Source organism: Microbacterium sp. AZCO, from assembly GCF_039614715.1.
GTDB lineage: Bacteria > Actinomycetota > Actinomycetes > Actinomycetales > Microbacteriaceae > Microbacterium.
Genome location: NZ_CP154857.1, coordinates 1,313,149 through 1,337,314, shown reverse-complemented (window position 1 = coordinate 1,337,314; position 24,166 = coordinate 1,313,149). Strand labels below are relative to the sequence as shown.

Annotated in this window: 28 protein-coding genes and 1 tRNA gene; 19 read left to right on the top strand and 10 right to left on the bottom strand. The window is 68.9% G+C overall.

Going from position 1 to position 24,166, the window contains the following annotated elements; all coding sequences use genetic code 11:
* Positions 1 to 48: 48 nt before the first annotated feature.
* The 7 genes from AAIB33_RS06285 to AAIB33_RS06255 all read left to right on the top strand — a co-directional run bounded on the left by AAIB33_RS06285 (position 49) and on the right by AAIB33_RS06255 (position 4,648).
* The gene (locus AAIB33_RS06285) at positions 49 to 270 is read left to right on the top strand and encodes a hypothetical protein (RefSeq protein WP_345802695.1); all 222 of its coding nucleotides are present in this window, start codon (positions 49 to 51) and stop codon (positions 268 to 270) included.
* 9 nt (positions 271 to 279) lie between these two features.
* Positions 280 to 876 carry a nicotinate-nucleotide adenylyltransferase gene (gene nadD, locus AAIB33_RS06280; RefSeq protein WP_345802694.1) on the top strand — a complete coding sequence of 199 codons (597 nt, stop codon included), beginning with the start codon at positions 280 to 282 and terminating at the stop codon, positions 874 to 876.
* Positions 873 to 2,093 (top strand): hypothetical protein, encoded by a 1,221-nt coding sequence (locus AAIB33_RS06275; RefSeq protein ID WP_345802693.1) that lies wholly within the window; start codon positions 873 to 875, stop codon positions 2,091 to 2,093. Before nadD ends, AAIB33_RS06275 begins: the two co-directional genes overlap by 4 nt.
* Positions 2,093 to 2,473: a ribosome silencing factor gene (gene rsfS, locus AAIB33_RS06270; protein WP_345802692.1), complete on the top strand. Its 381-nt coding sequence runs from the start codon at positions 2,093 to 2,095 to the stop codon at positions 2,471 to 2,473. Before AAIB33_RS06275 ends, rsfS begins: the two co-directional genes overlap by 1 nt.
* 76 nt (positions 2,474 to 2,549) lie before the next feature.
* Positions 2,550 to 2,625 (top strand) — tRNA-Ala (locus AAIB33_RS06265).
* A 270-nt stretch (positions 2,626 to 2,895) separates the two neighbouring features.
* Positions 2,896 to 4,215 carry a ferredoxin reductase family protein gene (locus AAIB33_RS06260; RefSeq protein WP_345802691.1) on the top strand — a complete coding sequence of 440 codons (1,320 nt, stop codon included), beginning with the start codon at positions 2,896 to 2,898 and terminating at the stop codon, positions 4,213 to 4,215.
* Between the two features lie 19 nt (positions 4,216 to 4,234).
* A complete protein-coding gene (locus AAIB33_RS06255; RefSeq protein ID WP_345802690.1) occupies positions 4,235 to 4,648 on the top strand; it encodes an FMN-binding protein in 414 nt (137 codons plus the stop codon).
* Between the two features lie 41 nt (positions 4,649 to 4,689).
* Here the strand turns inward: AAIB33_RS06255 and AAIB33_RS06250 are convergent, their stop codons facing one another.
* Positions 4,690 to 5,658 (bottom strand): HAMP domain-containing sensor histidine kinase, encoded by a 969-nt coding sequence (locus AAIB33_RS06250; RefSeq protein WP_345802689.1) that lies wholly within the window; start codon positions 5,656 to 5,658, stop codon positions 4,690 to 4,692.
* A complete protein-coding gene (locus AAIB33_RS06245) occupies positions 5,655 to 6,332 on the bottom strand; it encodes a response regulator transcription factor (RefSeq protein WP_345802688.1) in 678 nt (225 codons plus the stop codon). Before AAIB33_RS06245 ends, AAIB33_RS06250 begins: the two co-directional genes overlap by 4 nt.
* Before the next feature lie 93 nt (positions 6,333 to 6,425).
* On the opposite strand from AAIB33_RS06245, the gene ppk2 reads away from it, so the two are divergent.
* Entirely contained in the window at positions 6,426 to 7,223 is a 798-nt protein-coding gene (ppk2, locus tag AAIB33_RS06240; RefSeq protein WP_345802687.1) for a polyphosphate kinase 2, read from the top strand.
* A 10-nt stretch (positions 7,224 to 7,233) separates the two neighbouring features.
* Here the strand turns inward: ppk2 and AAIB33_RS06235 are convergent, their stop codons facing one another.
* Positions 7,234 to 8,280, bottom strand: coding sequence for a zinc-dependent alcohol dehydrogenase (locus AAIB33_RS06235; protein WP_345802686.1), 1,047 nt, complete (start codon positions 8,278 to 8,280; stop codon positions 7,234 to 7,236).
* Between the two features lie 108 nt (positions 8,281 to 8,388).
* On the opposite strand from AAIB33_RS06235, the gene AAIB33_RS06230 reads away from it, so the two are divergent.
* The 3 genes from AAIB33_RS06230 (at position 8,389) to AAIB33_RS06220 (ending at position 11,353) form a co-directional block, all read left to right on the top strand.
* The gene (locus tag AAIB33_RS06230) at positions 8,389 to 8,865 is read left to right on the top strand and encodes a universal stress protein (RefSeq protein ID WP_345802685.1); all 477 of its coding nucleotides are present in this window, start codon (positions 8,389 to 8,391) and stop codon (positions 8,863 to 8,865) included.
* A gap of 110 nt (positions 8,866 to 8,975) precedes the next feature.
* On the top strand, positions 8,976 to 10,703 hold the full coding sequence (locus AAIB33_RS06225; protein WP_345802684.1) for a GAF domain-containing protein: 1,728 nt from the start codon (positions 8,976 to 8,978) through the stop codon (positions 10,701 to 10,703).
* Entirely contained in the window at positions 10,700 to 11,353 is a 654-nt protein-coding gene (locus AAIB33_RS06220) for a response regulator transcription factor (protein ID WP_345802683.1), read from the top strand. Before AAIB33_RS06225 ends, AAIB33_RS06220 begins: the two co-directional genes overlap by 4 nt.
* Here the strand turns inward: AAIB33_RS06220 and AAIB33_RS06215 are convergent.
* Positions 11,350 to 12,180 (bottom strand): universal stress protein, encoded by an 831-nt coding sequence (locus AAIB33_RS06215; protein ID WP_345802682.1) that lies wholly within the window; start codon positions 12,178 to 12,180, stop codon positions 11,350 to 11,352. The two genes, AAIB33_RS06220 and AAIB33_RS06215, sit on opposite strands and share 4 nt — an antisense overlap.
* 219 nt (positions 12,181 to 12,399) lie before the next feature.
* Here AAIB33_RS06215 and AAIB33_RS06210 point away from each other — a divergent pair, with 219 nt between their 5' ends.
* On the top strand, positions 12,400 to 12,996 hold the full coding sequence (locus tag AAIB33_RS06210) for a flavodoxin domain-containing protein (protein WP_345802681.1): 597 nt from the start codon (positions 12,400 to 12,402) through the stop codon (positions 12,994 to 12,996).
* 87 nt (positions 12,997 to 13,083) lie between these two features.
* On the opposite strand, the gene AAIB33_RS06205 is transcribed toward AAIB33_RS06210, so the two are convergent.
* On the bottom strand, positions 13,084 to 13,521 hold the full coding sequence (locus tag AAIB33_RS06205; protein ID WP_345802680.1) for a pyridoxamine 5'-phosphate oxidase family protein: 438 nt from the start codon (positions 13,519 to 13,521) through the stop codon (positions 13,084 to 13,086).
* Positions 13,522 to 13,795: 274 nt separating this feature from the next.
* Here AAIB33_RS06205 and AAIB33_RS06200 point away from each other — a divergent pair, with 274 nt between their 5' ends.
* Positions 13,796 to 15,025, top strand: coding sequence for an MFS transporter (locus AAIB33_RS06200; protein ID WP_345803391.1), 1,230 nt, complete (start codon positions 13,796 to 13,798; stop codon positions 15,023 to 15,025).
* Between the two features lie 23 nt (positions 15,026 to 15,048).
* On the opposite strand, the gene AAIB33_RS06195 is transcribed toward AAIB33_RS06200, so the two are convergent.
* From AAIB33_RS06195 to AAIB33_RS06180, 4 genes are read right to left on the bottom strand one after another with little or no spacing between them, the layout of a single operon-like run.
* Complete coding sequence (locus tag AAIB33_RS06195) at positions 15,049 to 15,960, bottom strand: ABC transporter substrate-binding protein (protein WP_345802679.1); 912 nt, start codon at positions 15,958 to 15,960, stop codon at positions 15,049 to 15,051.
* Between the two features lie 25 nt (positions 15,961 to 15,985).
* Complete coding sequence (locus AAIB33_RS06190; protein ID WP_345802678.1) at positions 15,986 to 16,717, bottom strand: ABC transporter permease; 732 nt, start codon at positions 16,715 to 16,717, stop codon at positions 15,986 to 15,988.
* Positions 16,714 to 17,388: an ABC transporter permease subunit gene (locus AAIB33_RS06185; protein ID WP_345802677.1), complete on the bottom strand. Its 675-nt coding sequence runs from the start codon at positions 17,386 to 17,388 to the stop codon at positions 16,714 to 16,716. The genes AAIB33_RS06190 and AAIB33_RS06185 overlap by 4 nt, the downstream gene beginning before the upstream one ends.
* On the bottom strand, positions 17,385 to 18,209 hold the full coding sequence (locus AAIB33_RS06180; RefSeq protein ID WP_345802676.1) for an ATP-binding cassette domain-containing protein: 825 nt from the start codon (positions 18,207 to 18,209) through the stop codon (positions 17,385 to 17,387). Before AAIB33_RS06180 ends, AAIB33_RS06185 begins: the two co-directional genes overlap by 4 nt.
* A 167-nt stretch (positions 18,210 to 18,376) precedes the next feature.
* Between AAIB33_RS06180 and AAIB33_RS06175 the strand changes: the two genes are divergently transcribed.
* Both AAIB33_RS06175 and AAIB33_RS06170 read left to right on the top strand, forming a co-directional pair.
* Positions 18,377 to 19,798 (top strand): NAD(P)/FAD-dependent oxidoreductase, encoded by a 1,422-nt coding sequence (locus tag AAIB33_RS06175; RefSeq protein ID WP_345802675.1) that lies wholly within the window; start codon positions 18,377 to 18,379, stop codon positions 19,796 to 19,798.
* 88 nt (positions 19,799 to 19,886) lie between these two features.
* Positions 19,887 to 20,384, top strand: coding sequence for a DUF427 domain-containing protein (locus AAIB33_RS06170; RefSeq protein WP_345802674.1), 498 nt, complete (start codon positions 19,887 to 19,889; stop codon positions 20,382 to 20,384).
* On the opposite strand, the gene AAIB33_RS06165 is transcribed toward AAIB33_RS06170, so the two are convergent.
* Complete coding sequence (locus tag AAIB33_RS06165) at positions 20,353 to 21,126, bottom strand: hypothetical protein (protein ID WP_345802673.1); 774 nt, start codon at positions 21,124 to 21,126, stop codon at positions 20,353 to 20,355. The two genes, AAIB33_RS06170 and AAIB33_RS06165, sit on opposite strands and share 32 nt — an antisense overlap.
* A 143-nt stretch (positions 21,127 to 21,269) precedes the next feature.
* Here AAIB33_RS06165 and AAIB33_RS06160 point away from each other — a divergent pair, with 143 nt between their 5' ends.
* From AAIB33_RS06160 to AAIB33_RS06145, 4 genes are all read left to right on the top strand, one after another.
* The gene (locus AAIB33_RS06160; protein WP_345802672.1) at positions 21,270 to 21,653 is read left to right on the top strand and encodes a VOC family protein; all 384 of its coding nucleotides are present in this window, start codon (positions 21,270 to 21,272) and stop codon (positions 21,651 to 21,653) included.
* Positions 21,654 to 21,826: 173 nt separating this feature from the next.
* Positions 21,827 to 22,462, top strand: coding sequence for a hypothetical protein (locus AAIB33_RS06155; RefSeq protein WP_345802671.1), 636 nt, complete (start codon positions 21,827 to 21,829; stop codon positions 22,460 to 22,462).
* Between the two features lie 69 nt (positions 22,463 to 22,531).
* Positions 22,532 to 23,005 (top strand): VOC family protein, encoded by a 474-nt coding sequence (locus tag AAIB33_RS06150; RefSeq protein WP_345802670.1) that lies wholly within the window; start codon positions 22,532 to 22,534, stop codon positions 23,003 to 23,005.
* A complete protein-coding gene (locus AAIB33_RS06145) occupies positions 23,002 to 24,147 on the top strand; it encodes a PQQ-dependent sugar dehydrogenase (protein ID WP_345802669.1) in 1,146 nt (381 codons plus the stop codon). Before AAIB33_RS06150 ends, AAIB33_RS06145 begins: the two co-directional genes overlap by 4 nt.
* Positions 24,148 to 24,166 lie beyond the last annotated feature (19 nt).

Below are 24,166 nucleotides of genomic sequence, written 5' to 3'. Positions count from 1 at the left end.
CTGGGTGCGCGCCTCGAGCCCCAGGCGCGATCCCGAAACGGAGTCCGAATGACCGTCGCCACGCTGATCGCCTTCGCCGCCGAGGAGTCCGAGCACCACAACGTCGCCATGGAGACGATCGGCTTCGGCATCATCGCGTTCGTGGTCTTCCTGGCGCTCGCGCTCGTGACGCTCTCGTACCGCAACGTCGCCAACCGCCACTCGCGCAAGGCGGAGGCATACGCGCGGGCCCACGCGAACGATGTGCAGCAGGCGGGACACGGCCACTAGGCGAACCGCATGACGGTGGCACGAGCCCCGAGGATCGGGGTCATGGGTGGGACGTTCGATCCCATCCATCACGGGCACCTCGTCGCCGCGAGCGAAGTCGCGCAGTCTTTCGACCTGGACGAGGTCGTCTTCGTCCCCACCGGAAACCCGTGGCAGAAGAGCGACGTCAGCCTGAGCGAGCACCGCTACCTGATGACGGTCATCGCGACGGCATCCAACCCGCGCTTCACCGTCAGCCGAGTGGACATCGACCGCGGCGGACTCACGTACACGATCGACACACTCCGTGATCTGAAGGCGCAGCGGCCGGACGCCGAGCTGTTCTTCATCACGGGCGCCGACGCCATAGCGCAGATTCTCAGCTGGAGAGACCATGATGAGCTCTGGGAGCTCGCCCACTTCGTCGCGGTCTCCCGCCCCGGGCACGTCCTGAACACAGACGGGCTGCCCACCGACGACGTCAGTCAACTCGAGGTCCCCGCCCTCGCCATCTCATCGACGGACTGTCGAGACCGCGTTCGTCGGGGTAATCCCGTGTGGTACCTCGTTCCCGATGGCGTCGTCCAATACATTGCGAAGCACCATCTCTACCGGAGCCAGGAATGAGCACACCCGATCAGCCCGACACTCCGCCCCTGACACGCAAGCAGATGCGGGAGATCCGCAACACGGGGGCGAACCCCATCATCAACACCGGCGCTGTGCCGGTCATCGAGTCGGCGGAGTCCGACGAGCAGCCGCCCGCCCCGGTCGCCGAGGTGCCCGTCGTCCCACCGCCGTTCGAGGCCTCGCTCGCGCCGGTCGCCCCGCTGCCGCGCGCCGCCGAGCCCGTCGTCCTTCCGGACGCGCCGATTCCCGACCGCAGTGTCGACCTGGGCGTCTCGCCGCTGACCCGCCGTCAGGCGCGCCAGCAGGAGCGCATCCGCACGGCATCCGTGCCCGTCATCACTCCCGACGTCGCCGCGTCGTACGCCGCCGAGACGGGCGCCCCGCTCGCCACACCGACGAACGAGCCTCGCGGAGAGTCCGAAGACGAGGCTCCCGAGGGTGAGATCGACCCCTTCGCCGAGCTCGGGGTGACGTCTGGGCCGACGCCCGTCGTGGCCGAGGCCGCGGACGAGGGCGAGCCCGCGACCGAGGGCGAGCCCGCGAACGAGGGCGAGCCCGAGACGGAAGGCGGCGAGGCCGAGGCGAAGGCTGACGAGCGCGAGGGAGCGGAGGATGAATCCGCGGAAGCCCCCGCTGAAAGCGAGGAGGCCTCCGCCGAAGAGGCATCCGACGCCGACGCGCTCTTCCGGGAGCCGGTCGAGGAGGAGTCCACCCCTCGCACCGTCGACCCGACATTCGGCGCGGCGCTCCTGACGGGCGACGCCGGCCACGCGCAGGCGCTCGCGCCCTCCTTCGACGAGCTGATCACGCGGTCGGCGAGCGGCTCGGTCGCGACGCCCAACGCGCTGATCCTGTCGCAGTCGCCCGACGGCGGTCCGATCGTCGCGCCGGTGACGGCGACGGGCGAAGTGCTCATCACGGGCACCTTCAACCTCCCCGAGGGGCTCGGCTCGACGGGTCATGCTCCCGGCACGGCCGACGGCAAAGAGGTGGATGCGGTCCTGGTCGACGGTGAACTGCCCGCGCACTCCTCGCCGACGCCGATCGCGGCCAGCGCCGCCGTCTCGACGACGAAGACCCCGGGCGAGATCATCAAGCCCCCGGCCCCCGAGAAGGGCGGCCGACTCATGCTGACGCTCGCGATCACGGCGGGCGCACTCGCGCTCGCACTCGTGGGCGTGCTCATCCTCGCCTTCGCGACAGGAGTGTTCTGATGACGGCGACCGAGAACGGACGACGGATGCTGCAGATCGCGGCGGCTGCCGCGGACTCCAAGGGAGGAGAGGACCTCGTCGGGCTGGATGTCTCCGAGCCGCTGCCGCTCGTCGACATCTTCCTGCTCGTGACGGGCCGCAGCGAGCGGAACGTCGCCGCCATCGCGGACGAGATCGAGGACAAGCTGCTCGAGGCCGGACACAAGCGACTCCGTCGCGAGGGCCGTGAGGAGTCCCGCTGGGTGCTCCTCGACTTCGGCGATCTCGTCGTGCACGTCTTCCACGAGCAGGAGCGCGTCTACTACGGCCTCGAGCGTCTGTGGAAGGACTGCCCGGTCGTCCCGATCGAGCTTCCCGAGCGCATCACACCGGCTCGCTGAGCCCGTCGTGGTTCGAGGCAGCCCTCAGCGTGTAGTAAGCTGAACGGGTTGCCCGCGCTGAGCGGAACAACAATCTGGGCCTGTGGCGCAGCTGGTAGCGCACCTGCATGGCATGCAGGGGGTCAGGGGTTCGAGTCCCCTCAGGTCCACCAAAACTTCCCGGTCAGTCGGGAATCCTCTTCCACCGTCGCACGGGTGGCCACCGATTCCGACGTCGGGCGCCGCTGCCGCACTCCTCGGTGGAGGGCGAGAGCAGTCTATGGACTCTCTGTGAGCCCTCGAATATTGGTCTTGTCTGGGAACGGCTCTCCGAGCATCGACTCATGAGCTCCCTTGCCGCCCGGCGATCCCTCTCAGGTGCCGGGCAATCACGCCCAGCCGCCAGGCCATCCCGGCGGAATCTGTGGAACCTCGCGGCGACCGTGGTCATCTGGGGCACGAGCCTCTTCGTCGTCGCACTGTGGGTGTCGGGCGCCGGCGTGCAGGCGCTCCTGGGCTTCGACGCCGAGACGCTGAACTCGCTCGGACGGCTGACCGGGCTCGTGTCGGCGAACCTTCTGCTCTATCAGGTGCTTCTGATGGCGCGCGTGCCGCTCTTCGAGCGCGGCTTCGGGCGAGATGAGATCACCCGCATGCACCGGCTCGTGGGGTTCTGGTCGTTCTGGCTGCTCATCGCCCACATCGTGCTTCTCGTGCTGGGCTATGCCGCGCAGGCCGCCGTGAACCCGTTCGTTCAGCTGTGGCAGTTCGTCTGGGACTACCCGGGCATGCTGCTCGCGACGGCGGGCACGGGTCTTCTCGTCATGGTGGTGGTGACCTCGATCCGGAGATCACGCCGGCGGCTGCGCTACGAGTCCTGGCACCTCCTCCACCTGTACGGCTACCTCGGCGTGGGGCTCGCCATCCCGCACATGCTCTGGACGGGTGCCGACTTCGTGCAGAACGCCGCGGCGACGGTGTACTGGTGGATGCTGTGGGGCATCGTGGCCGCATCCGTCGTCGTCTTCCGCATCGGGCAGCCGCTGTGGCGCTCGGCGCGGCACCGTCTTCGTGTGGTCTCGGTGGTGCCGGACGGGTCGAACGGCGTGAGCGTGCGCGTGCGCGGTCGCGATCTCGAGCGGCTCCGCGCGCGGGCCGGGCAGTTCTTCGTCTGGCGATTCCTCGACGGTCCCGGATGGTCGCGTGGACATCCGTACTCGCTGGCCGCGGCCCCGGTGGGGGATGAGTTCGTCATCTCGGCGAAGATCGTGGGCGACGGCACGGAACGACTGACACGCCTGCGTCCCGGCACGCGCGCGCTCATCGAGGGCCCCTACGGCACCATGACCGGGGACGTGCGCAGCGCGCGCAAACTCCTCATGATCGGCGCGGGCGCGGGCGTCGCTCCGTTGACCGCTCTGCTGGCCTCGGAGGACTACGCGCCGGGCGACGCCGTGCTCCTCACGCGCGACCACACCGATGCCGACGGGATGCGGCTCGACGAGATCAGCCGGCTCACGAGAATGCGCGGTGTGCGTCACTTCACGCTGAACGGACCTCGGGATCGCAGTCGGGCGACGTGGCTGCCCGCCTCCCACGCGGCGTGGGCCGGATCCGCGATCTTCCGCCATCTCGCACCCGACCTCGAGGACTACGACGTCTTCCTCTGCGGGCCGGCTCCGTGGATGGCCGCCGTCCACGCGGACCTCATCGAGGCCGGTGTGCCCGACCGACGCATCCACAGCGAAGCGTTCGCCGTCTGAACCTCATCGAGGAGCCTCCATGAAGAAGATCATCATCGGTGTTCTCGCCACGATCAGCGGCCTCGTGATGCTGTTCACGTACCGCACCTCGCTCGACGCGGCACCGGCGCCGGTGACCGCGCCGGGCGGACAGACCTCGGGTTCCGGCACGCTCACCGATGGGCAGTACACGGGCAGCTCGGCGGCGACTAGGTACGGTCCTGTGCAGGTTCAGGTCACCGTGTCCGGCGGCAAGATCACCGCGGTCGATGTGCCGACCTATCCGGATGGCAACGGGGTGGATCAGCGGATCAACTCCTCGGCCATCCCGCAGCTCGTCTCCGAGACGCTCACGGCGCAGAGCGCCCAGCTCGACATGATCTCGGGCGCCACATTCACCAGCACGGGCTACATCCAGTCGCTGCAGTCGGCACTCGACCAGGCGAGCCACTGACGGCGCTCGACCAGGCGAGCCACTGACGGCGCTGACGAGGTCTACCGTGACGCGGGCAGGGCGAGGACGAACGTCGACCCCGTCGATGACGTCGACTCCAGTTTCGCTGTTCCGCCGTAGCGTGCAGCCGTCTCGCGCACGAGCGCAAGCCCCAGCCCGAACCCACGCCGGCGCCCGGACTCCGCTGCGCGGGCGAAACGCTCGAAGATGCGGTCGTGGTCGGCAGGATCGACGCCGCTCCCGGCATCGGTGACACGGATCTCGATGGTGTCGCCGTTCCGGTCCGCGGCGACGGTGACGACGGACCCGGAGGGGGAGTGGTGCACCGCGTTGTCGATCAGCGCCACGCACAGACGGGTGAGGGTGACGGACGGGATAGGGGCGGTCATCGCGTGAGCGACCTCGGTGCGCAGCGTGACGCCGGTCTCGTCGGCGAGCGGCTCGAGCGTCGCCACGGCTGATTCGAGGCATCCATCGAGCTGCGCCGAGGAGTCGCCCGCGTCCTCACCCTCGGCCGCGAGAAGCATGTCGGTCAGAACGTCGTCGAGGACGCGGGCATCGTGACGCAGCGCGGCGATCGTCGGCTCGATCGGCCTGCCGGCGGCCTGTCGCCGTTGGAGGATCTGGATCCGGCTCGTGAGCGCGGTGAGCGGTGTGCGCAGCTCGTGGCTGGAGTCGGCGACGAACGCGCGCTGCAGGCGCAGCGCTTCGGCGAGCGGGCGAACCGCCGATCGCGCGGCGAGCCACGCGATGACCCCCAGGAGGACGACCCCGAGCACTCCGAGCGCGAGCACCACGGGCAGCACCCGGTCGACGTCGACGACGATGTGATCGCCGACGGGTTCTCCGCGCTCGGGTTCGCGCTCGCCCTCCGGGCGGCCCGAGATGAGCAGCACGAGCACCAGGACGGCCACTCCGGCCGTGATGACCAGGGCAGATCCCGCTGCGACCAGGATGCCCACCCGCAGCGCGGACCGCTGGACGCGGTCGCGGTCGGGGGAGCCGCTCATATCGGCGCGGCCGCTCGGTAGCCGCGGCCGCGGACCGTCTCGATGATGTCGGGCGCCGATTTGCGTCGGATGTAATGCACGTAGGTGTCCACCGAGTTCAGCGAGTCGTCCGAGGAGAAGGCGGTACGAAGCAGCTCCTCACGGGAGAAGACGTGGCCGGGGCTCTCCGACAGGGCCGAGAGCAGCCGGGTCTCGGTGGCGGTCAGTGCGACACGTCCGCCTGCCGGCGAGTAGAGCGCCGAGGATGCCGGCACGAACACCCACTCTCCGATCTCACGCCGCTCACCGGCGATCCGGAAGCCTCGGACGAGTGATCGCAGTCGTGCCAGCAGCTCGTCGTAGTCGAAGGGCTTGACGAGGTAGTCGTTGGCTCCGGCATCCAGCCCTTCCACCCGATCCGCGACCGACCCGAGTGCCGTGAGCAGCAGCACGGGAGTCGTGATGTGCGCCACCCGAATGGCGCGCACGAGGTCGAGGCCGTCCAGGCCCGGCAGGCGCCGATCGACCACGATGACATCGAACCGGTCGCTGAGCACGCGCTCCTTCGCGATGCGCCCGTCCGAGACGTGCTCGACGGAATAGCTCTCGCTGAGGACGTCGACCGCCATCTCGGCGATCACCGGGTCGTCCTCGACATATAGGAGTCGGGGGAGAACCTCTCGACGGTCGTCCACGCTGCTCCTCGCGGCGTCGGCACCGCGAGGTGAGTCAACCAGACGACCACTCAGACGCGGCTGAGAATCGCGGACGCCGTGTACTGTCGCGACATGGGTTCCCGCCTCTCGAAGAAGAGCTACGAACGCGAGCTGCACCGGCTGCAGGCCGAGCTGGTCGACATGCAGGCGTGGGTGCAGGCGTCCGGAGCACGGATCGTGGTCATCTTCGAGGGACGGGATGCCGCCGGCAAGGGCTCGACGATCAAGCGCGTCGCCGAGTACCTCAACCCCCGGGTCACGCGCATCGTGGCCCTCCCCGCGCCGACCGAGCGCGAGAAGGGCCAGTGGTACTTCCAGCGATATGTGCCGCATCTGCCCGCTGCGGGGGAGATCGTCCTGATGGATCGATCGTGGTACAACCGCGCCGGAGTCGAGCACGTGATGGGCTACTGCACGAACGCGGAGTACCACCGCTTCCTGCACCAGGCCCCCATCTTCGAACGGCTGCTCGTCGAGGACGGGATCATCCTCCTCAAGTACTGGTTCAGCGTCTCGCCCGACGAGCAGGAGAGCAGGTTCCGCTCCCGGGCGCAGGATCCGATGCGGCGGTGGAAGCTGAGCCCCAACGACCTGCTGTCGATCACCCGGTGGGAGGACTACTCGCGGGCGAAGGACAGCATGTTCGTGCACACAGACATCCCCGAGGCGCCGTGGTTCGAGGTCCCGTCCGTCGACAAGCGGCGCAGCCGGATCAACATGATCTCGCACCTGCTCTCGATGATTCCCTACGGCAAGGTCGAGCCGGAGCCGGTGGTGATCCCCACCCGGCCCGAGGCCCGCGGCTATGAGAGGCCGCCGCGGAACCTCGAGAACTACGTACCGGACGTCGCCGCGAATCTCGAGAGCTGATCTTTCGGGGTCACTCCGATGACGGCGCCTTCACCGCGCCCACCGAGTCATAGGCGAAGACCAGTCGGGCGGGCACCGAGCCTGCGAGAACCTCGTCCACCGAGGTGTTCACCTGCTCGAGCTCACGCGTCTGCGTGATCACTCGCGTGCGCCCGGCGGCGTGCAGGTCGAAGACCTCCGTGAGATCCTGCCGCGTGCCCACTATGGATCCGATGACGCTGATGCCCTTGAGCACGGTCTCGAAGATCGGAAGCGTGATCGTGCCGTCGGCGGGGAGGGAGACCAGGACGAGCCGTCCACCCCGGTTGAGTGCCTCGAACGCCTGGCCGAAGACCGCCGGAGCGACCGCCAGGACCACCGCGACATCCGCGCCTCCCCAGTCTCGGATCGCCTGGACCACATCCGTCCCACGGGCGTTCACAACGTGGTCGACGCCCAGTTCGGTCGCCAGCTGGAGCTTCTCGTCATTCACGTCCACCGCGATGACCTTGGCGCCGACCAGCCGGGCGTACTGCACCGCGAGGTGGCCCAGTCCGCCGATTCCGAAGACGGCGACCGTCTCTCCGGGGACCACCCGCGCGTTCTTGATCGCCGCGTATGTCGTCACCCCCGCGCACGTCAGGGGCGCCGCGTCGATCGCCGAGATGCCGTCGGGCACCGGGGTGGCGAAGCGGGCATCCGCGAGCATGTACTCGGCGTAGCCGCCGTCGACCCCGTAGCCGTTGTTGAACTGCTGCTCGCACAGGTTCTCCCGCCCGTCGATGCAGAAACGGCACTCGCCGCACGCGTGACCGAGCCACGGCATCGCGACGCGCTGTCCGACGGTGCGGGAGGTGACGCCGTCGCCGAGCTGCTCGATGATCCCGACTCCTTCATGGCCCGGGACGAGGGGCAGCGGCGGCTTCACCGGCCAGTCGCCCTGCATGGCGTGGATGTCGGTGTGACACAGCCCGCAGGCTTCGAGGCGCACCAGAACCTGGCCCGCCCCCGGCCTGGGAACGGGGCGATCCTCGACCTCCGCCGGTGCTCCGAAGCTGTGGACGACTGCTGCCTTCATGATCTGCTCCTCGAGGGTTTCGTGATGAGACCAGTCTCCGCGCGGGGCGCGAGTCGGCGCGGGACGTTGGTCCCGCCGCCGGTGAGGTCGCCGGCGGACGATGATGCCATGCCTGAGGCCATCCGCGATCCCGGTCCGCAACGCGACCCCTTCCCGCTTCCCTGGGCCAAGCCCGGGCTCCTCGTGGGCTTCGACGGGTCCGCCGGCAGCGTCCGTGGGCTCCTCCGCGCCGTGCAGATGGCGCCCCTCCTCGACCTCCCCGTGCACGCGATCGTGGTCTGGGACTACCCGACGCTGATCTACGGCGATGCCTACTCGCCCGAGATCGATGGGAGCCCCGTTGAGGATGCCGAGCAGATCCGAGCGATGGGCGCAGCGGAAGCGTTTCCCGACGGCGTGCCGGCGTGGTTCACCTCGAGCACGCAGCGGGGACGTCCCGCTCACACGCTCATCGAGCTCTCGCGGCAGGCGGAGTTCGTTGTCGTCGGCACCCGAGGCCACGGCGGCTTCACGGGTCTGCTGCTCGGATCCGTCAGCGCGGCCCTCTCCTCCCACGCGCACTGCTCGGTGCTCATCGTCCGGTGAGCACGTCACCCTGGGCACGCCTGCGAACGTGGTCTACGGCCATTCCGGTGGCGAGGAAGCCGTGTCGCGCCTAGCCTGAACCGTGACGGCGACTGCGGGAGGTTGACGCTGTGTCCGAGACCGACTCGCTCTCCTTCCCGGACGGGCCGCGCGCAGACCTCGAAGATGCGATCACGAGTCTGCTGGCCCAGGGTGAACGCGTCATGCGCACGCAGGGACGGCTCCGTGCGCTGCTGCGTGCGAGCCAGACGGTCGTCGAGCAGATCGATCTCCGCCAGGTGCTGCGGAGAACGGTCGAAGCCGCGACCGAGCTCGTCGAGGCCGAGTACGGCGCGATGGGCATCCTGACCCCCGACAAGAAGGCTCTCGAGCAGTTCATCTATGTCGGCCTCACGCCGGATCAGGCGCAGGCCATCGGCGAACTCCCCGAGGGGCATGGCCTGCTCGGTGCGCTCATCGCTGATCCCCGGCCCATCCGGCTCAGCCGGATCGAAAACGATGAGCGCGCGGTCGGGTTCCCGGCCCATCACCCGAAGATGGGCGACTTCCTCGGCGTCCCCGTGCGAATCCGAGACGAGGTCTTCGGCAACCTCTATCTGACGAATCGCCGCAACGGCGAATTCACCGAAGAGGACGAACAGCTCCTCGGCGCACTCGCTGCGACAGCCGGCTTCGCCATCGAGAACGCGCGCCTGTTCGCGGATGCCCAAGTACGCGAGCTCTGGGCCACCGCGGCCGCCGAACTCGCATCGGCGATCGTCTCGACTCCGATCGACACGGTCCTCGACCTGCTCGCGGGCAGGCTCCAGGAGGTCGGGGGAGCTGACCGCGTGGCCGTGCTCACGTCGACGGGGGAGGATCGGCTGCGTATCGCCGCATCCCGGGGCGATGACGGCACGTGGATCCCCGGTTCCTTCGTGGATCCTGTTCCACCCCTCGTAGCGGCCGTCCTCGACGATGCGAAGCCGCACGCTCGAGGTCGGGTGGACCCGAGGGATCGACCGCTTCTCGCGGACCAGGCCGGATTCGGCGGCGGTCCATCGCTTGCAGTGCCGCTGAGGGCTCGGACCGGCACGTGGGGTGTGATGGTTCTCGTGAGGGGTCGCGACGCGAACCCCTTCTCCCCGGCGGAGATCGCAAGCGCGAGTGATCTCGGTTCTCGCGCGAGCATCGCCCTCGAGCTCGCGCGCGCACGCGAAGACGCGCAGCGCGCTCTCCTCGCGGAGGACCGGCGGCGCATCGCCAGGGACCTCCACGATCACGTGATCCAGCAGCTGTTCGGCACAGGGCTCGCTCTCCAGGCCGTCGGCGCACGTGTCGGTCCCGGGGCGGACAGCGACGAGATCGAAGAGGCGATCGAGCATCTGGATGACGCGATCCGCCAGATCAGGACCGTGGTCTTCGCTCTCTCGCAACGCGACGAGGCATCCTTGCGCCATCGGCTGCTCGACGTGGTGGGCGAGCTCTCGGCTCGCGGTCACCGGCCCCCGGCCATCCGATTCAGCGGACCGGTCGACCACCTCGTTCGCGACGGGCTCGCCACGGATGTCGTCGCCGTAGCGCGCGAGCTGCTCAGCAATGCGCTCCGCCATGCGAATGGGGACCGTGTGTCGATCGACGTCGTGGCCTCCGACGACGGGGTGACGGTGACGGTGGCGGACGACGGCGACGGGATGGCCCTCGATCGGGAGCGCCGGGGTCTGGCGAATCTCGACGAACGGGCACGAGCGAGGCGAGGACGATTCCTCATCGACTCGAGCCCGTCCGGAACGACGGCGACATGGCACGCACCGCTTGAGGCGCAGACCCCGGCGACGGAAGCGGAGACCGCCCGATGATCCGGGTCTTCCTTGTCGACGATCACGAGATCGTCCGACGTGGCCTCGGGAACCTCATCGACGCCCAGGCCGACATGGAGGTCATCGGTGAAGCCGCGACGGCTCGCCAGGCGCTCGGCCGGATCCAGGCGACCAGTCCCGACGTCGCCGTTCTGGACGTGCGACTTCCCGACGGAAGCGGGATTGACGTATGCCGTGACGTGCGCTCGCGGCTGCCCTCGGTGGCCTGCCTGATCCTCACCGCCTACGACGATGACACGGCCGTCTCCGCCGCGGTGCTTGCGGGAGCGGCCGGATACGTCCTGAAGGACATCGGCGCATCACGCCTGATCGAGTCCATCAGGGCGGTCGCCGCGGGCCGCTCCCTCCTGGACCCAGAGACGGTGCGGGCCGCGAGATCCCGCATGCAGGATGCCGCGGGCGACGACCCTCGCCTCGGTTCGCTGGGTCTTCGGGAACGCCAGATCCTTCGGCTCATCGCCGACGGGATGACCAATCGCCAGATCGGTGATCGGCTCGGCATCGCGGAGAAGACCGTGAAGAACTACGTCTCATCGCTTCTCAGCAAGCTCGGCCTCGAGCGCCGAACCCAGGCTGCCGTGTTCCAGCTCGCTCACCCGGAGCCCGCTCCGCACGACGCGGCGCTCTAGCTCTGACGGGCGCCATTGGGCACGACGCAGACCGGGCAGGTGGCGCGCCAGAGCACATCCTGCGCGACGGATCCGAGGAGGGCACCCGTCAGCGGACCGTGATGGTGGGTGCCGATCACCAGCATCGACGATGTCGCGGCGAACTTCAGGAGGGCTGCCGCGCGGCTCTCCCTGACGAGCTCCCCCTCAACAGAGAGCGACGGATGCGCCTCGATGAGACTCCCCATCGCCTCGTCCAAGACGACGCGATGGAGTGCCAGCTCGTGATCCACGGAGAGGGCCAGAGCCGTCGCTCCGTAGCGAGCGGGCGTCGGCATCAACCAGGCGTGCACCAGCCGCAGGCTCGCCGACGTCAGGCGGGCCTCACGGACCGCGAATGCGACGGCCGAGTCGGACGACTCGTCGTCCGCGATGCCGACGGTGACCGGGTCGTCCGCCTCCACCCACCCGGCCGGCACCAGGCACACGGGCACGTTCGATTCCATCGCCAGCTCCAGTGGGACCAGTCCGGGGAAGGTCGCCCGGATCATGTGTGCAGGGTCGATGCCCACCACGATGAGGTCGACCCCGTGTGAGAAGTCGCCGAGCGTGTCGGGCATCGCCCCCTCCAGACGGTGAAGCTCCACAGGCATCCCCGGCGCCCGCTCACGGAGGTACGTCTCCGCATCGGCGAGCTGCTCGATGCCGAGCGACCGATCGCGCGTCATCGGCGAGATGACGTTGACGACATCGACTTTCGCTCGAGAGCGGCCTCGTCGATCTGCCGTCCACCTCAGGGCTGCAACCGCGGCCGGGCTCCCGTCATAGCCGAGCACGATGCGCTCCATCGGAACCTCCAGACCGGGACCGCTTCAGGCGCCCTTCGGCCACGCTATTCGGCGGCCAACCATAGGGATTGGGTCGAAGGTCCCGAATCATCCAGGCCGGCTCAGCGGGTGGAATGTCGCGGACACCGGGCCTGGCGCCCGCCGGCGTCGCGGGACTTTCGACCCCGGTCGTGCCTCGACAGGTGCGGTGACGTGGAACTCGAGAGGAAGGACCGACTCATGAGTCAAGATCGGACATCATCGCCCGCGCACAGCGGCTCGATCCACCACCCGGCTCGTGTCGCGGTGGTGTACGAATCGATGTTCGGCAACACACGCCGCGTCGCCGAGGCCATCGCGGAGGGAGTCTCGGAGACGGCGACCGTGGAGGTCTCCGCCGTGCAGCGGGTCCAGCCGTGGCCGCTCGAGCCCGATGTCATCATCGTGGGGGCGCCGACGCACGTTCACGGACTGAGTCGAGACTCCACGCGAGCAGAGGCCGTCAGGTGGTCGGAGGACCCGGCCCGTCACCTCGCGCTCGACGCGTCCGCCAAGGGAACCGGGGTTCGCGAGTGGCTGCTCGACGGTGCGCTGCCCGCGAGCATGTTCGCAGCCTTCGACACTCGCGCCGATATGCCGCGCATCTTCACCGGATCCGCCGCTGCGGCGATCGATCGTCAGCTGCGCGCGCACGGTCTGACGCGGCTGGCTCACCCGGAGAGCTTCGTGGTCGACAAGGACAATGAGCTCGAGGGGGGAGAGGTCGATCGCGCTCGCGAGTGGGGTCGACAGCTGGGAGAGATGCTGGCTCCGCTGCGCGCCGAGTCGGAAGTCTGACCTGGTACCGGGCAGGTCGTCGCTCTGAGATCGGGCCCGTCCACGCGCGCGACATCGCGAGGTGGGCGGGTCACAGCGGGCCGCAGCTCAGTACTGCTGGATGCCGTACCTGTCCGGTTCCGGTCCGCGCGTGAACCTGCGCCCGCTCAGACTCGTCGGGACGATCCGCACGTAGGTGTACTTCAACGTCGGGATCCAGGACTCCAGGCCGAGGCCGTCCGCCCGCTCGACCTCCGCGAACGTGTCGAGCACCTGTGCTCTCCCGTGCAGGATGACGCTCCAGGCATGTGAGTCGTCGTGATCGTCCGCCTCGAACACGACCTCGTCATTGACGGTCAGCTCGAAGAGCTTGCTGCCCGGGGCGGTCCGCATCAGCACGCTCTCGCCGTCGACGACGTAGTTCACCGGGAAGATGTCGATCACGCGGGCGACGCTCGTGACGATCCGTCCGAGTCTCTGCATGGACAGGTACTCCCAGCACTCCTCCCGCGAGAGGACCACCACGGGGTTGGGGATCTCATCCATCGATCCACGACCTTTCTTCTCACCGTCGGCACCAGCATGCGACGAATCGACACGACGGGACGGGCCGAAGGTCCTTCTGGCGTTTCGGAAAGCTGGTCGACGACGGCGGACCGCGCCGCGACTTTTCGCCGCAGTCGCGCCGACCAGGCGTAGTGTCGCGATGTCGTCCATCGATTCCGCGCGAAGAGGCGGTGCCGCCATCTCCAAGACCAACACCGACGCCGGACCCGCCCTGCCCACTCCGCGCCGCGTGCAGGGCACGTATTACACGCTCATGCTCGGCAACACGCTCGCTGCGTCGTTCATCTGGGGCATCAACACGCTCTTCCTGCTGGACGCCGGTCTGTCGAACTTCGAGGCGTTCTCGGCCAACGCCTTCTTCACGGCGGGGATGCTGATCTTCGAGATCCCGACCGGCGTCATCGCCGACACCGTCGGCCGGAGAGCGTCGTATCTGCTGGGCACGATCACACTGGCCGTGACCACCGTGATGTACTGGCTGCTCTGGGTGTGGCACTCGCCCTTCTGGGCGTGGGCGCTGGTGTCGGTGCTCCTCGGGCTGGGCTTCACCTTCTTCTCCGGATCGGTGGATGCCTGGCTCGTCGACGCGCTGAAGGTGACGGGCTACACGGGGAGCCTGGAGACCGTCTTCGGCCGGGCGCAGATCGTCGGCGGCGTCGCCATGCTCTCAGGTTCGGTGCTGGGCGGGGTGATCGCCCAGGCGACGAACCTCGGCGTGCCGTTCCTGATCAGAGGCCTCATCCTGCTCGCGATGTTCTTCGTGGCCGCGCTGCTGATGCGCGATCTCGGCTTCACGCCCGATCGAAGCGAAGGACCTCTCCGGGCGACGCGAACGGTCTTCCGCGCGTCGGTCCGCTACGGCCTCGGTGATCCGCCGGTGCGATGGCTGATGCTCACGAGTCCCTTCATCGCGGGTGTCGGCATCTACGTCTTCTACGCGCTGCAGCCCTACCTGCTGGAGCTGTGGGGCGACGAACAGGCGTATTCGGTGGCGGGGCTCGCTGCGGCGCTGCTCTCGGGCGCGTCGATCCTCGGCGGCGCGATCGCTCCCTGGGTGCGGAAGCTGTTCCGTCGTCGCACCTCCACGCTCGTCCTGTCAGCGGTGCTGAGCGCTGTCGTGCTCATCGGCCTGGGGCTCGTGCACGACTTCTGGTTCGCCGCCCTCCTGGTCGCACTGTGGGGCATAGCCTCCTCGGTCGATGACCCCGTGCACCGCGCTTATCTCAACGACATGATCCCGTCGAAGCAGCGCGCCACCGTGCTCTCGTTCGACTCACTCATGGGATCCGGCGGAGGTGTCGTCTTCCAGCCGGTCCTCGGACGAGTGGCGGACGTTCAGGGCTATGGCGCCTCGATGATCTGGAGCGGCGCGATCTCGGCGGTGGCGCTCCCCTTCCTCCTGCTGAGCAGGGGGGAGCGCTCACCGGCCGACACCGCCCGCGAAGTCACACCGACGGATGCCCAGGAGGGGCTTGCAGACTGACGCCGACGGCGAGCCCGCTGAGATCAGTTCAGACCGTTCTCCGACAGCCAGGCCGCGGCGATGTCCTTCGCCGACTTCTGACCCACGGTCGACTGCACGTTCAGGTCGATGAGGCCTTCGGGCGTCAGTGCGGCGCTGATCGGATTGATGACGTCCTTGATCTTGTCGGCGATGTCGGTGCTGACGAGGGGAACGACGTTCGACGCGAGGAACAGACCCTTGGGGTCCTCGAGTGTGACGAGATCCTTCGTCTTGATGAGCGGATCCGCGCTGTACACGTCGGCAACCTGGATCGTGCCGGCGACGAGTTCGTCGACAGTCGTGTCGCCCGTCGCGTTGAAGGCCACGTCCACGCCGTACACGTCCTTCAGGCCCTTGGGTCCGTACGGGCGCTGCTCGAGCTCGGGCGCACCGCCGAGCACCAGGCCCTGGACTCCGGCGAGATCCGCGATCGACGTCAGGTTGTGCTCGCGGGCGAAGTCGGCCGTCACGTTGTAGGAATCCTGATCCGTCGCCGGCGACTGATCCAGCACGGTGAGCCCGCTGGGCAGGGCCTCCTTCAGGGCGGCGTAGACATCGTCGGGCGAGGTCGCCGTCGCGTTCTTGTCGAAGAACTGCAGAAGGTTGCCGGTGTACTCGGGGAAGAGGTCGATCGACCCGTCCTCCAGCGACGGCATGTACGCGTCGCGCTGACCGATGTTGAAGTTGCGCTCCACCGTATAGCCGGCGCCCTCGAGCGCCTGGGCGTAGATCTCCGCGATGATCTCGTTGGAGTAGTAGGCCTGGGAGCCGATGACGACGGTGGACGAGTCGCTCGACTGATCGGTCGGCTTGTCGCCGCTCAACGGGTCGTTGGACGCGCAGCCGGCCAGGGCGAGCGCGGCGATTGCCGTCGCACTGATCGCCAGTGCGAGACGGGTGCGTGATGTGGACATGCGGAACCTCCGGTTGTGGTGAGGGTCAGGTGAGCGAGCCGGCCATGCTGGGGCGACCGGCGTCTGGCTGTGCGACGGAAGTGCGGGGCCTCCTGGTTACGCCGCGCGGGACGACGACGCGCTGGAGAACGGCGAACATGCCGTCCAGCAGGAGTGCGAGAGCGATGACGACGATAGATGCGCCGAGGATCTCCGGGAAGTCCCGGAGCGCGATTCCCTGGATGATGTAGTACCCGAGACCCCCGAGACCCACGTAGGCCGCGATGGTGACGGTGGCGACGACCTGCAGCGTGGCGATCCGCAGGCCCCCGATGAGCAGAGGCATGCCGAGCGGAACCTCGATCTTCCACAGCACCTGCCATGAGGTCATGCCCATGGCGCGGCCGGCGTCGATCACGCTGCGATCGATCGACTCGAACCCGGCGTACGCGCCCGCCAGGATGGACGGGATGGCGAGCAGGACGAACGCCACCACCGCGGCCTGCGTCTTGAGACTCACTCCGAGCAGCAGCACCAGCAGCACGATGAGTCCGAGGGACGGCAGGGCCCGCGCGGCTCCCGCGAGGAAGACGGCGAACTCACGGCCACGACCGGTGTGGCCGATGAGCCAGCCGACGGGAATCGCGATGACGGCGGCGATCAGCACGGAGCCGAATGTGAACGCGAGGTGCTGCGCGATCGCGGTGGGAAGGGGGAGTGCGCCCGTGAGCCGCTCGGGCGAGAAGATCCAGGCGAACGCCTCGAGGAAGTAGTTCACGCGCTCACCGCCCGGAGTGCGCGCTCGGCGCGCGTGGGTCGGCGCCGGCTCCACGGCAGGAGAGCGCGCCCGAGGACGACGAGCAGGAGGTCGATGAGCACCGCGATGATGACGACCGCCACGACTCCTGCGAGGACTTCGGCGATGATCCGCCGCTGCGAGCCGTTCGTGAAGAGGTAGCCGAGGTTCTCGACGCCGATGAGGATGCCGACGGTTGCGAGCGAGATCGTCGAGGACGCCGTGACGCGGAGCCCCGCGAGCAGCACGGGCCCGGCCAGCGGAAGGTCGACCGTCCAGAACCGCCTCCACGACCCGAAGCCGACCGCGATGGCCGCTTCACGCGTGACCGGGTCCACCGACGCGAGGCCGTCGGTGACAGAGCGCGTCATGATCGCGACGGCGTAGATCGTCAGCGCGACGATGAGGTTCGCCTCGGACAGCAGGGGGATCCCGAACGCGGCCGCCAGGACGGCGAAGAGCCCGAGCGACGGGATCGTGTAGAGCAGGCCGACGGTCGTCAGTGTCGGCCCGCGGAGCGCCGTGAAGCGGAAGGCGACCCACCCGATCGGCAGCGCCACGACGAAACCGAGGACGATCGCGATGAGGCTCTGCCGGAGATGATCCAGGCTGAGCCCCCAGATGAGGTCCAGGTTGTCCAGGACCCAGCTCACGGGGACTCCTCCACCAGGACCCCCTGCGTGCGCCCGGCGAAGTCGACCACGACGGTGCCGCGCGGAGTCTCTTTGCGGCGCAGCGCCCGGGTGCCCTTGTCGGCACCGATGAAGCTGGCGACGAATTCGCTGGCGGGGTTTTCGGTGATCTCGTCGGGCGTGCCGAGCTGCGCGATCTTCGCCCCCTTCTCCAGGATGACGACCTGATCACCGAGGAGGAACGCCTCGTCGATGTCGTGCGTGACGAACACCACGGTCTTGTCGAGTTCGCGCTGCAGGCGGAGGATCTCGGTCTGCAGCTCTTTGCGCACGATGGGGTCGACAGCCCCGAAGGGCTCGTCCATCAGCAGGATGTTGGGGTCGACGGCGAGCCCGCGGGCGACTCCGACACGCTGCTGCTGACCGCCGGACAGCTGGCTCGGGTATCGGTCGGCGAGCCCGCGGTCGAGACCGACGACATCCATCAGCTCGAGCGCCCGCGCTCGGGCCTGCTTGCGCGGAACGCCCGTGAGCACGGGAACCGTCGCGATGTTGTCGATCACCGAGAAATGGGGCAGCAGGCCGGCGTTCTGAAGCACGTATCCGATGCCGCGCCGCAGTGTCACGGGATCGCGCCCGGCGATCGGCTCGTCGTCGATCGTGATCTCGCCGCCCGTCGGCTCGACCAGCCGGTTGATCATGCGCAGCAGCGTCGTCTTGCCGCAGCCGGACGACCCGACGAGGACGGTGGTCTTGTGGGCGGGGATCAACAGGCTGAAGTCGTCCACCGCCACGGTGCCGTCGGCGAAGCGCTTCGTGACGGACCGGAACTCGATCGCCATGCTTTCCTCTCGGCGGGGTTCCCAAGCCTTCCACAGGTCTCGGACATCGGGGTCTGGGCACTACGAACGTTGACAACGCCGGTCGCCTGTGCGTTATTCGGCGCGGCCTCGAAAACGGATGGCCGCCGGGGGCCTGACGGCCGCACAGCGCCGATACCGTGGGACGCATGGCCCCTCAGGAGTACGACCTCATCGTGATCGGCGCCGGCCCCGTCGGCGAGAACGTCGCCGACCGTGCGAAGCAGGGCGGCCTGTCGGTCGTCGTCGTCGAGAGCGAGCTGGTGGGCGGAGAGTGCTCCTACTGGGCCTGCATGCCGTCCAAGACGCTTCTGCGCAGCGGTGCCGCGCTGCGCGCCGCTCGCGACGTGGACGGCGCGCGGCAGGCCGTCACCGCATCCGTCGACGTGGCTGCGGCGCTCCGTCGGCGCGACGCCATCGTCTACAACTGGGACGACACGTCGCAGGTCGAGTGGCTCGACAAGACGGGCATCGACCTCGTACGGGGCCACGGCCGACTCACGGGGGAGCGGCAGGTGACCGTCGTCCCACCGGACGGGGGCCAGCCGGTCACTCTCCTCGCCCGGCACGCCGTCGTCATCTCGACGGGATCGGCCGCCCTCCTTCCCGACATCCCGGGGCTGAAGGATGCTGCGCCCTGGACGAGCCGGGATGCCACGGGCGTCCAGCGCGTGCCGGAATCGCTCGCCATCCTCGGCGGGGGAGTGGTCGGAAGTGAGATGGCCACCCTGTACACGTCGTTCGGGTGCGCGGTCACGCTCATCGCGCGTTCCGGACTGCTCGGCTCGATGGAGCCGTTCGCCGGCGAAGCGGTGGTCGAAGCTCTGCGGCAGGCCGGAGCCGACGTCCGCACGGGCGTCGATGTCGACGAGGTGTCGCGGGAAGAGGGCGGCGACGTCGTGCTCGCCCTCTCCGACGGCACGCAGGTGCGCGCCGCCGAGGTGCTGGTGGCGACCGGGCGCGTCCCTCGCACGGGGGATATCGGCCTCGACACCGTCGGGCTGCATCCGGGGTCCTGGCTCGACGTCGACGACACCCTCCGCGTCCGCGGCCACGATTGGCTCTACGCCGTCGGCGATGTCAACCACCGCGCCCTCCTCACTCATCAGGGCAAGTATCAAGCCCGCGCCGCGGGCGATGTCATCGCAGCCCGGGCGCTCGGACGGGACGTGGACGACACGCCGTGGGGCGCGCACGTCGCCACGGCCGATCACAGCGCGGTGCCCCAGGTGACATTCACCGATCCCGAGGTCGCCTCGGTCGGTCACACGGCTGCTTCCGCCGAGGCGGCGGGGATCGGCATCCGCGTCATCGACTACGACCTGTCGTGGGTGTCGGGCGCGAGCACGCACGCCGACCACTACAAAGGCCAGGCGCGCGCGATCCTCGACGAGAGCCGGCGCGTGCTCGTCGGCGCGACGTTCGTCGGGCCCGACATCGCGGAGCTGCTGCACTCCGCCACGATCGCCATCGTCGGCGAGGTGCCGATCGACCGTCTGTGGCACGCGGTGCCGGCGTATCCGACAGTGAGCGAAGTGTGGCTGCGCTGGCTCGAGGAGATCGGCCGCTAGACGGAACCTCCCCCGGGAATCCCGGTCGAGCCCCGACGAGCTTCGCGGCGCCGGCCCCCGCCCTTCGGGAGCCGCTTACGCTGAGAGCATGAGCCGCCCCACTCCCCATCCCATCGCGCCCGGGCAGGAGTCGGTCTGGGAGTACCCGCGGCCGCCCCGGGTCGAGCAGATCGCGAGCCGCGTGCTCATCCGGCTCGGAGGCGAGGTCATCGTCGACACCGACGACGTCGTGCGTGTGCTCGAGACCAGCCACCCACCCGTGTACTACCTGCCCATCGCCGCGTTCGTCGACGGGGCGCTCACCCCCGCGGAGGGCAGCTCGTACTGCGAGTTCAAGGGTGCGGCCCGTTACTTCGACGTGCGCGGCGGGGGACTGACCGCCCCGAGGGCGGCCTGGAACTACCCGCATCCATCCGACGGATTCGAAGCCCTTTCGCATCGCGTCGCGGTGTACGCGCGTCCCATGGACGCCTGCGAGGTCGACGGCGAGGTCGTGAGGCCGCAGCCCGGCGGGTTCTACGGCGGCTGGGTGACCGCATCCGTCGTCGGGCCCTTCAAGGGTGAGCCCGGCTCCTTCGGCTGGTAACCGCCCGCTCGCGGCGCGAGCCGCCTTCGAGGGGGGCCGCAGCCGAGCGGCGGAGCGGGCGGTGGATGCGCAGCGCCGTCCGGTAGGTCCACATGCCGTAGGCGGACGACCCGAGAAGGAAGAGGATCCCGCCCGCGACGCCCAGGGACACCGCGGCGCCGATGCCGACCTCCGCGAGTGCCAGGCATCCGCCGATGAGAAGCCCGAGGACGCAGGCGTTGACGACGCCGATGAAGAGCGCCGAGCTCCCGAAGAGGTGACTGAAGCTCCGGCGCCGGAGGAAGGAGTACGTGCGCTGCAGCCCCGCCTCATCGTCGGTGACCGCCGCGAGGAAGTACGGCTCGACGGCGGGATCGAGGTCGACGTAGGCACCGCGCAGCCGATTCATCGCGACGACGTACATGAGGTCCTCTTCCGCGACGTTGAACACCCGTGTCTGCGTCATGAGGCCGATGAGCGCCAGGAAGGCGAGGATCGCGAGCGCCGCGACGGCGAACCAGTCGCGGAAGTTCGTCGCCTGCGCGAGCAGACCGATCGTGACGAGTCCGGCCGAGACGAGGGTCAGATAGATCGTGATGCGGGTGAGCACCTCCGACTGCGCGGTGCCGCGCGCGGCCAGGAGTCCCCAGTGCTCGGTCGCCAGGATCTGGGCGCGCCGTGCGAGCAGCGGGTCGGATGCCGGGGGGCCCGACGTGCGGGCGCGGGGAGGGGAGGGCTGCTCCTCGGATGGGTCGACCGCCATGACTCATTGTCCAGCGCGCGCTTCCCCTGCAACAGGGGATGGTCGCGACGCACCTTCCGTACGCGGGCGCTCTATCGGGGTGCACGACAGGGGAGTACCGTCTGCCACGGATGGGGAATCCACAAGGAAGGGGAGATCCGATCATGTTCGAGAACGCACGAGGCGCGGCGGTGCTGGCCGCGTCCGATCTGGCTCGCGCCCGATCGTTCTACGAAGGCGTCCTAGGGCTGCAGGCGGTGGAGGAGTCGCCGGAGGAAGCTCAGATGGTCGTCTACGAACTCGCCGGAACTCGGCTGCTGGTCTACGCGACGTCCTTCGCCGGAACCGCGAAGAACACCGTGTTCGGCATCGACACCGACGACCTCGACCGCGACATGGCCGCCCTGCGGGACAAGGGGGTGACCTTCATGGACTACGACTTCCCGGGGCTCAAGACCGTCGATGGCGTCGCAGAGCTCGGCGGGGAGAGATCCTCCTGGTTCGCCGACAGCGAGGGCAACCTCATCGCACTGAGCGAGCGCACCTGAAAGTCGTCCGCTGAGATCGGCGTTCCGTGGTAGCTTGACCGATGCCGGGGTTTTTCGGGGCTTCTCCCTCGCCGCTTCGTCACGGCGACTGCTCCATCTGATCCACCCCACATCAGGTCCGGTGTCGCCTGCAGTCGACGTCGGACTGCACGAGCGACCGGGAGAAGACCACCGTGAACAATGCTGCTCCGACGCGCACGAAGATTCGTGCCCGTCTTTCCGTCCTGCTTGCCGCCTTCGGAGTGATCGCGGTCGGGGGACTCGTCGCCGCGCCCGCCGCGTCGGCGGAGTCCGAGACGATCTTCGTCGACACCGTCGGAGCCGATGTCGAGGTGATCGGCGACTATCAGGTCGACTGCGAGGCGAGCCCGCACACCGTCACCCTCAGCTTCACGCTCGAGAATCAGACGGATACGAGGCAGGTCGTCGACTTCGCGCTCGGCTACCGGGTCACGCTGGAACCCGCCGGCGCGCCCGGGCAGAGGAAGCCGCTGTACGAGACGTACGCGTTCACCGGCACGGAGCTCCAGGACAGCATCAGCACGTTCGACCCGGACTCGTCCGCCGCCCCCGAGGTCATCGACAGCGAGACGTTCACCTGCGACTCGCCTGCGACTCCTCCTCAGCCGGGCAAGGTCTGCGTGCTGTCCACCGCGCCGGGGACAGCATCCATCGCCTGGGGAACCGTGGCGCGCACGTACCACTTCTCGTCGAGTGTGAAGCTTCCGAAGACCTGCGTGACCGAGTCGGTGGCGAAGGCTTGGGCCGAGAAGCTCGGCATCCACCTCGAGCGTCTCATCCGGCGATAGGGATGCGTCCCGCCCCCGATCGCCCGCAAGGCTCTTGCCACCCTCCCGCGGGTGGGCGAGTCTGAGGCGATGAGCGACGTGACGCCCTTCCTCTGGTTCGACGACGACGCCGAAGCGGCGATCACCTTCTACACGGGGCTCATCCCGGGGTCGGAGATCGTCTCGATCGGGCACTATCCGAAGGAGGTGCCGGGCGTCGGCGGCAAGGTCATGCACGCCCACTTCCGGCTCGCCGGACGCGACTACTACGCGATGGATGCCGGGCCTCAGTTCCCGTTCACGGAGGCGGTGTCGCTCTACGTCTCGTGCACCGACCAGACACAGGTCGACCGCTACTGGGAGGCCCTCACGGACGGCGGCGAGGAGCAGCCGTGCGGCTGGCTCAAAGACCGGTGGGGGCTCTCCTGGCAGATCATCCCCGACCGGCTGATCGAGCTCATCCGCGACCCCGATCCCGACCGATCCCACCGTGCCGTGCAGGCGATGCTCGGCATGACGCGGATCGACATCGGCGCTCTCGAGGCCGCCGTCGCCGGCAGATGAACGCGCGCGCCCGCGTCCCGATCGCCGCAGCGCTCGTCACGCTCGCGCTCGCGGCGTCCGCCTGCACGGCAGGCGGTGAGCCCGACGGGTCGATCCCGCCTTCGGCGACGACGGGGACGCTCACTGCGTCCAGCAGTGGGGCGGCGGGCTGGTGGCGCCCGAAGGGAGAACCGACGACCCTCGCCTCCGGACTCGCCGCGCCGTGGTCGGTCGTCCCGCTCGAGGGCGGTGGAGCGCTCATCAGCCTTCGCGGCGACGGCACCGTGCTCGAGCTCACCGCGGCGGGACAGCTGCGGACGGCCGGCGTCGTCCCGGGCGTCGTGTCGGGCGGAGAGTCCGGCCTCCACGGCCTCGCCGTCTGGGCCGACGGCGATCAGCGCTGGCTCTACGCCTACCACGGGGCATCCACTGACAATCGGGTCGAGCGGATGCCGCTCCTCGGCGAGCCCGGAGCCCTGAGCCTCGGCGACCCCGAGCTGATCCTCTCGGGCATCGCGCGCGCCGGGAACCACGACGGCGGACGGCTCGCCTTCGGACCGGACGGGTATCTCTACGTCACGACCGGCGACGCCGGCGACCGGGCGGCGGCGCAGGACGAGGCATCCCTGAACGGGAAGATCCTGCGATTGACGCCCGAGGGCGATCCGGCGCCGGGGAACCCGTTCGGCACGGCCGTCTACACGCTCGGGCACCGCAACGTGCAGGGCATCGCGTGGACGAGCGACGGCACGATGTGGGCGAGCGAGTTCGGGCAGGACACGTTCGACGAACTCAACCGGATCGAGCCCGGCGGCAACTACGGCTGGCCCGTCCACGAGGGCGTCGCGCACGACGACGCGTACGTCGACCCCGTCGCGACGTGGGCGACCGACGACGCGAGTCCGAGCGGCATCGCCGCCGTGGGCGAGACGGTCTTCCTGGCGAGCCTGCGCGGCGAGCGACTGTGGATCGTGGATACCGAGGCGCCCGGCATCGCCCGCGACCCGGTCGCGACGCTCGTGGGGGAGCAGGGTCGGCTGCGCGACGCCGTCGCGGCACCGGACGGCTCGCTGTGGATCCTCACCAACAACACGGACGGTCGCGGTGCGCCCCGGCCGGGCGACGACGTGCTCCTTCGTCTCGAGCTCGCCCGGCAAGGCTGAGGCCATGTCGCATCCGGCG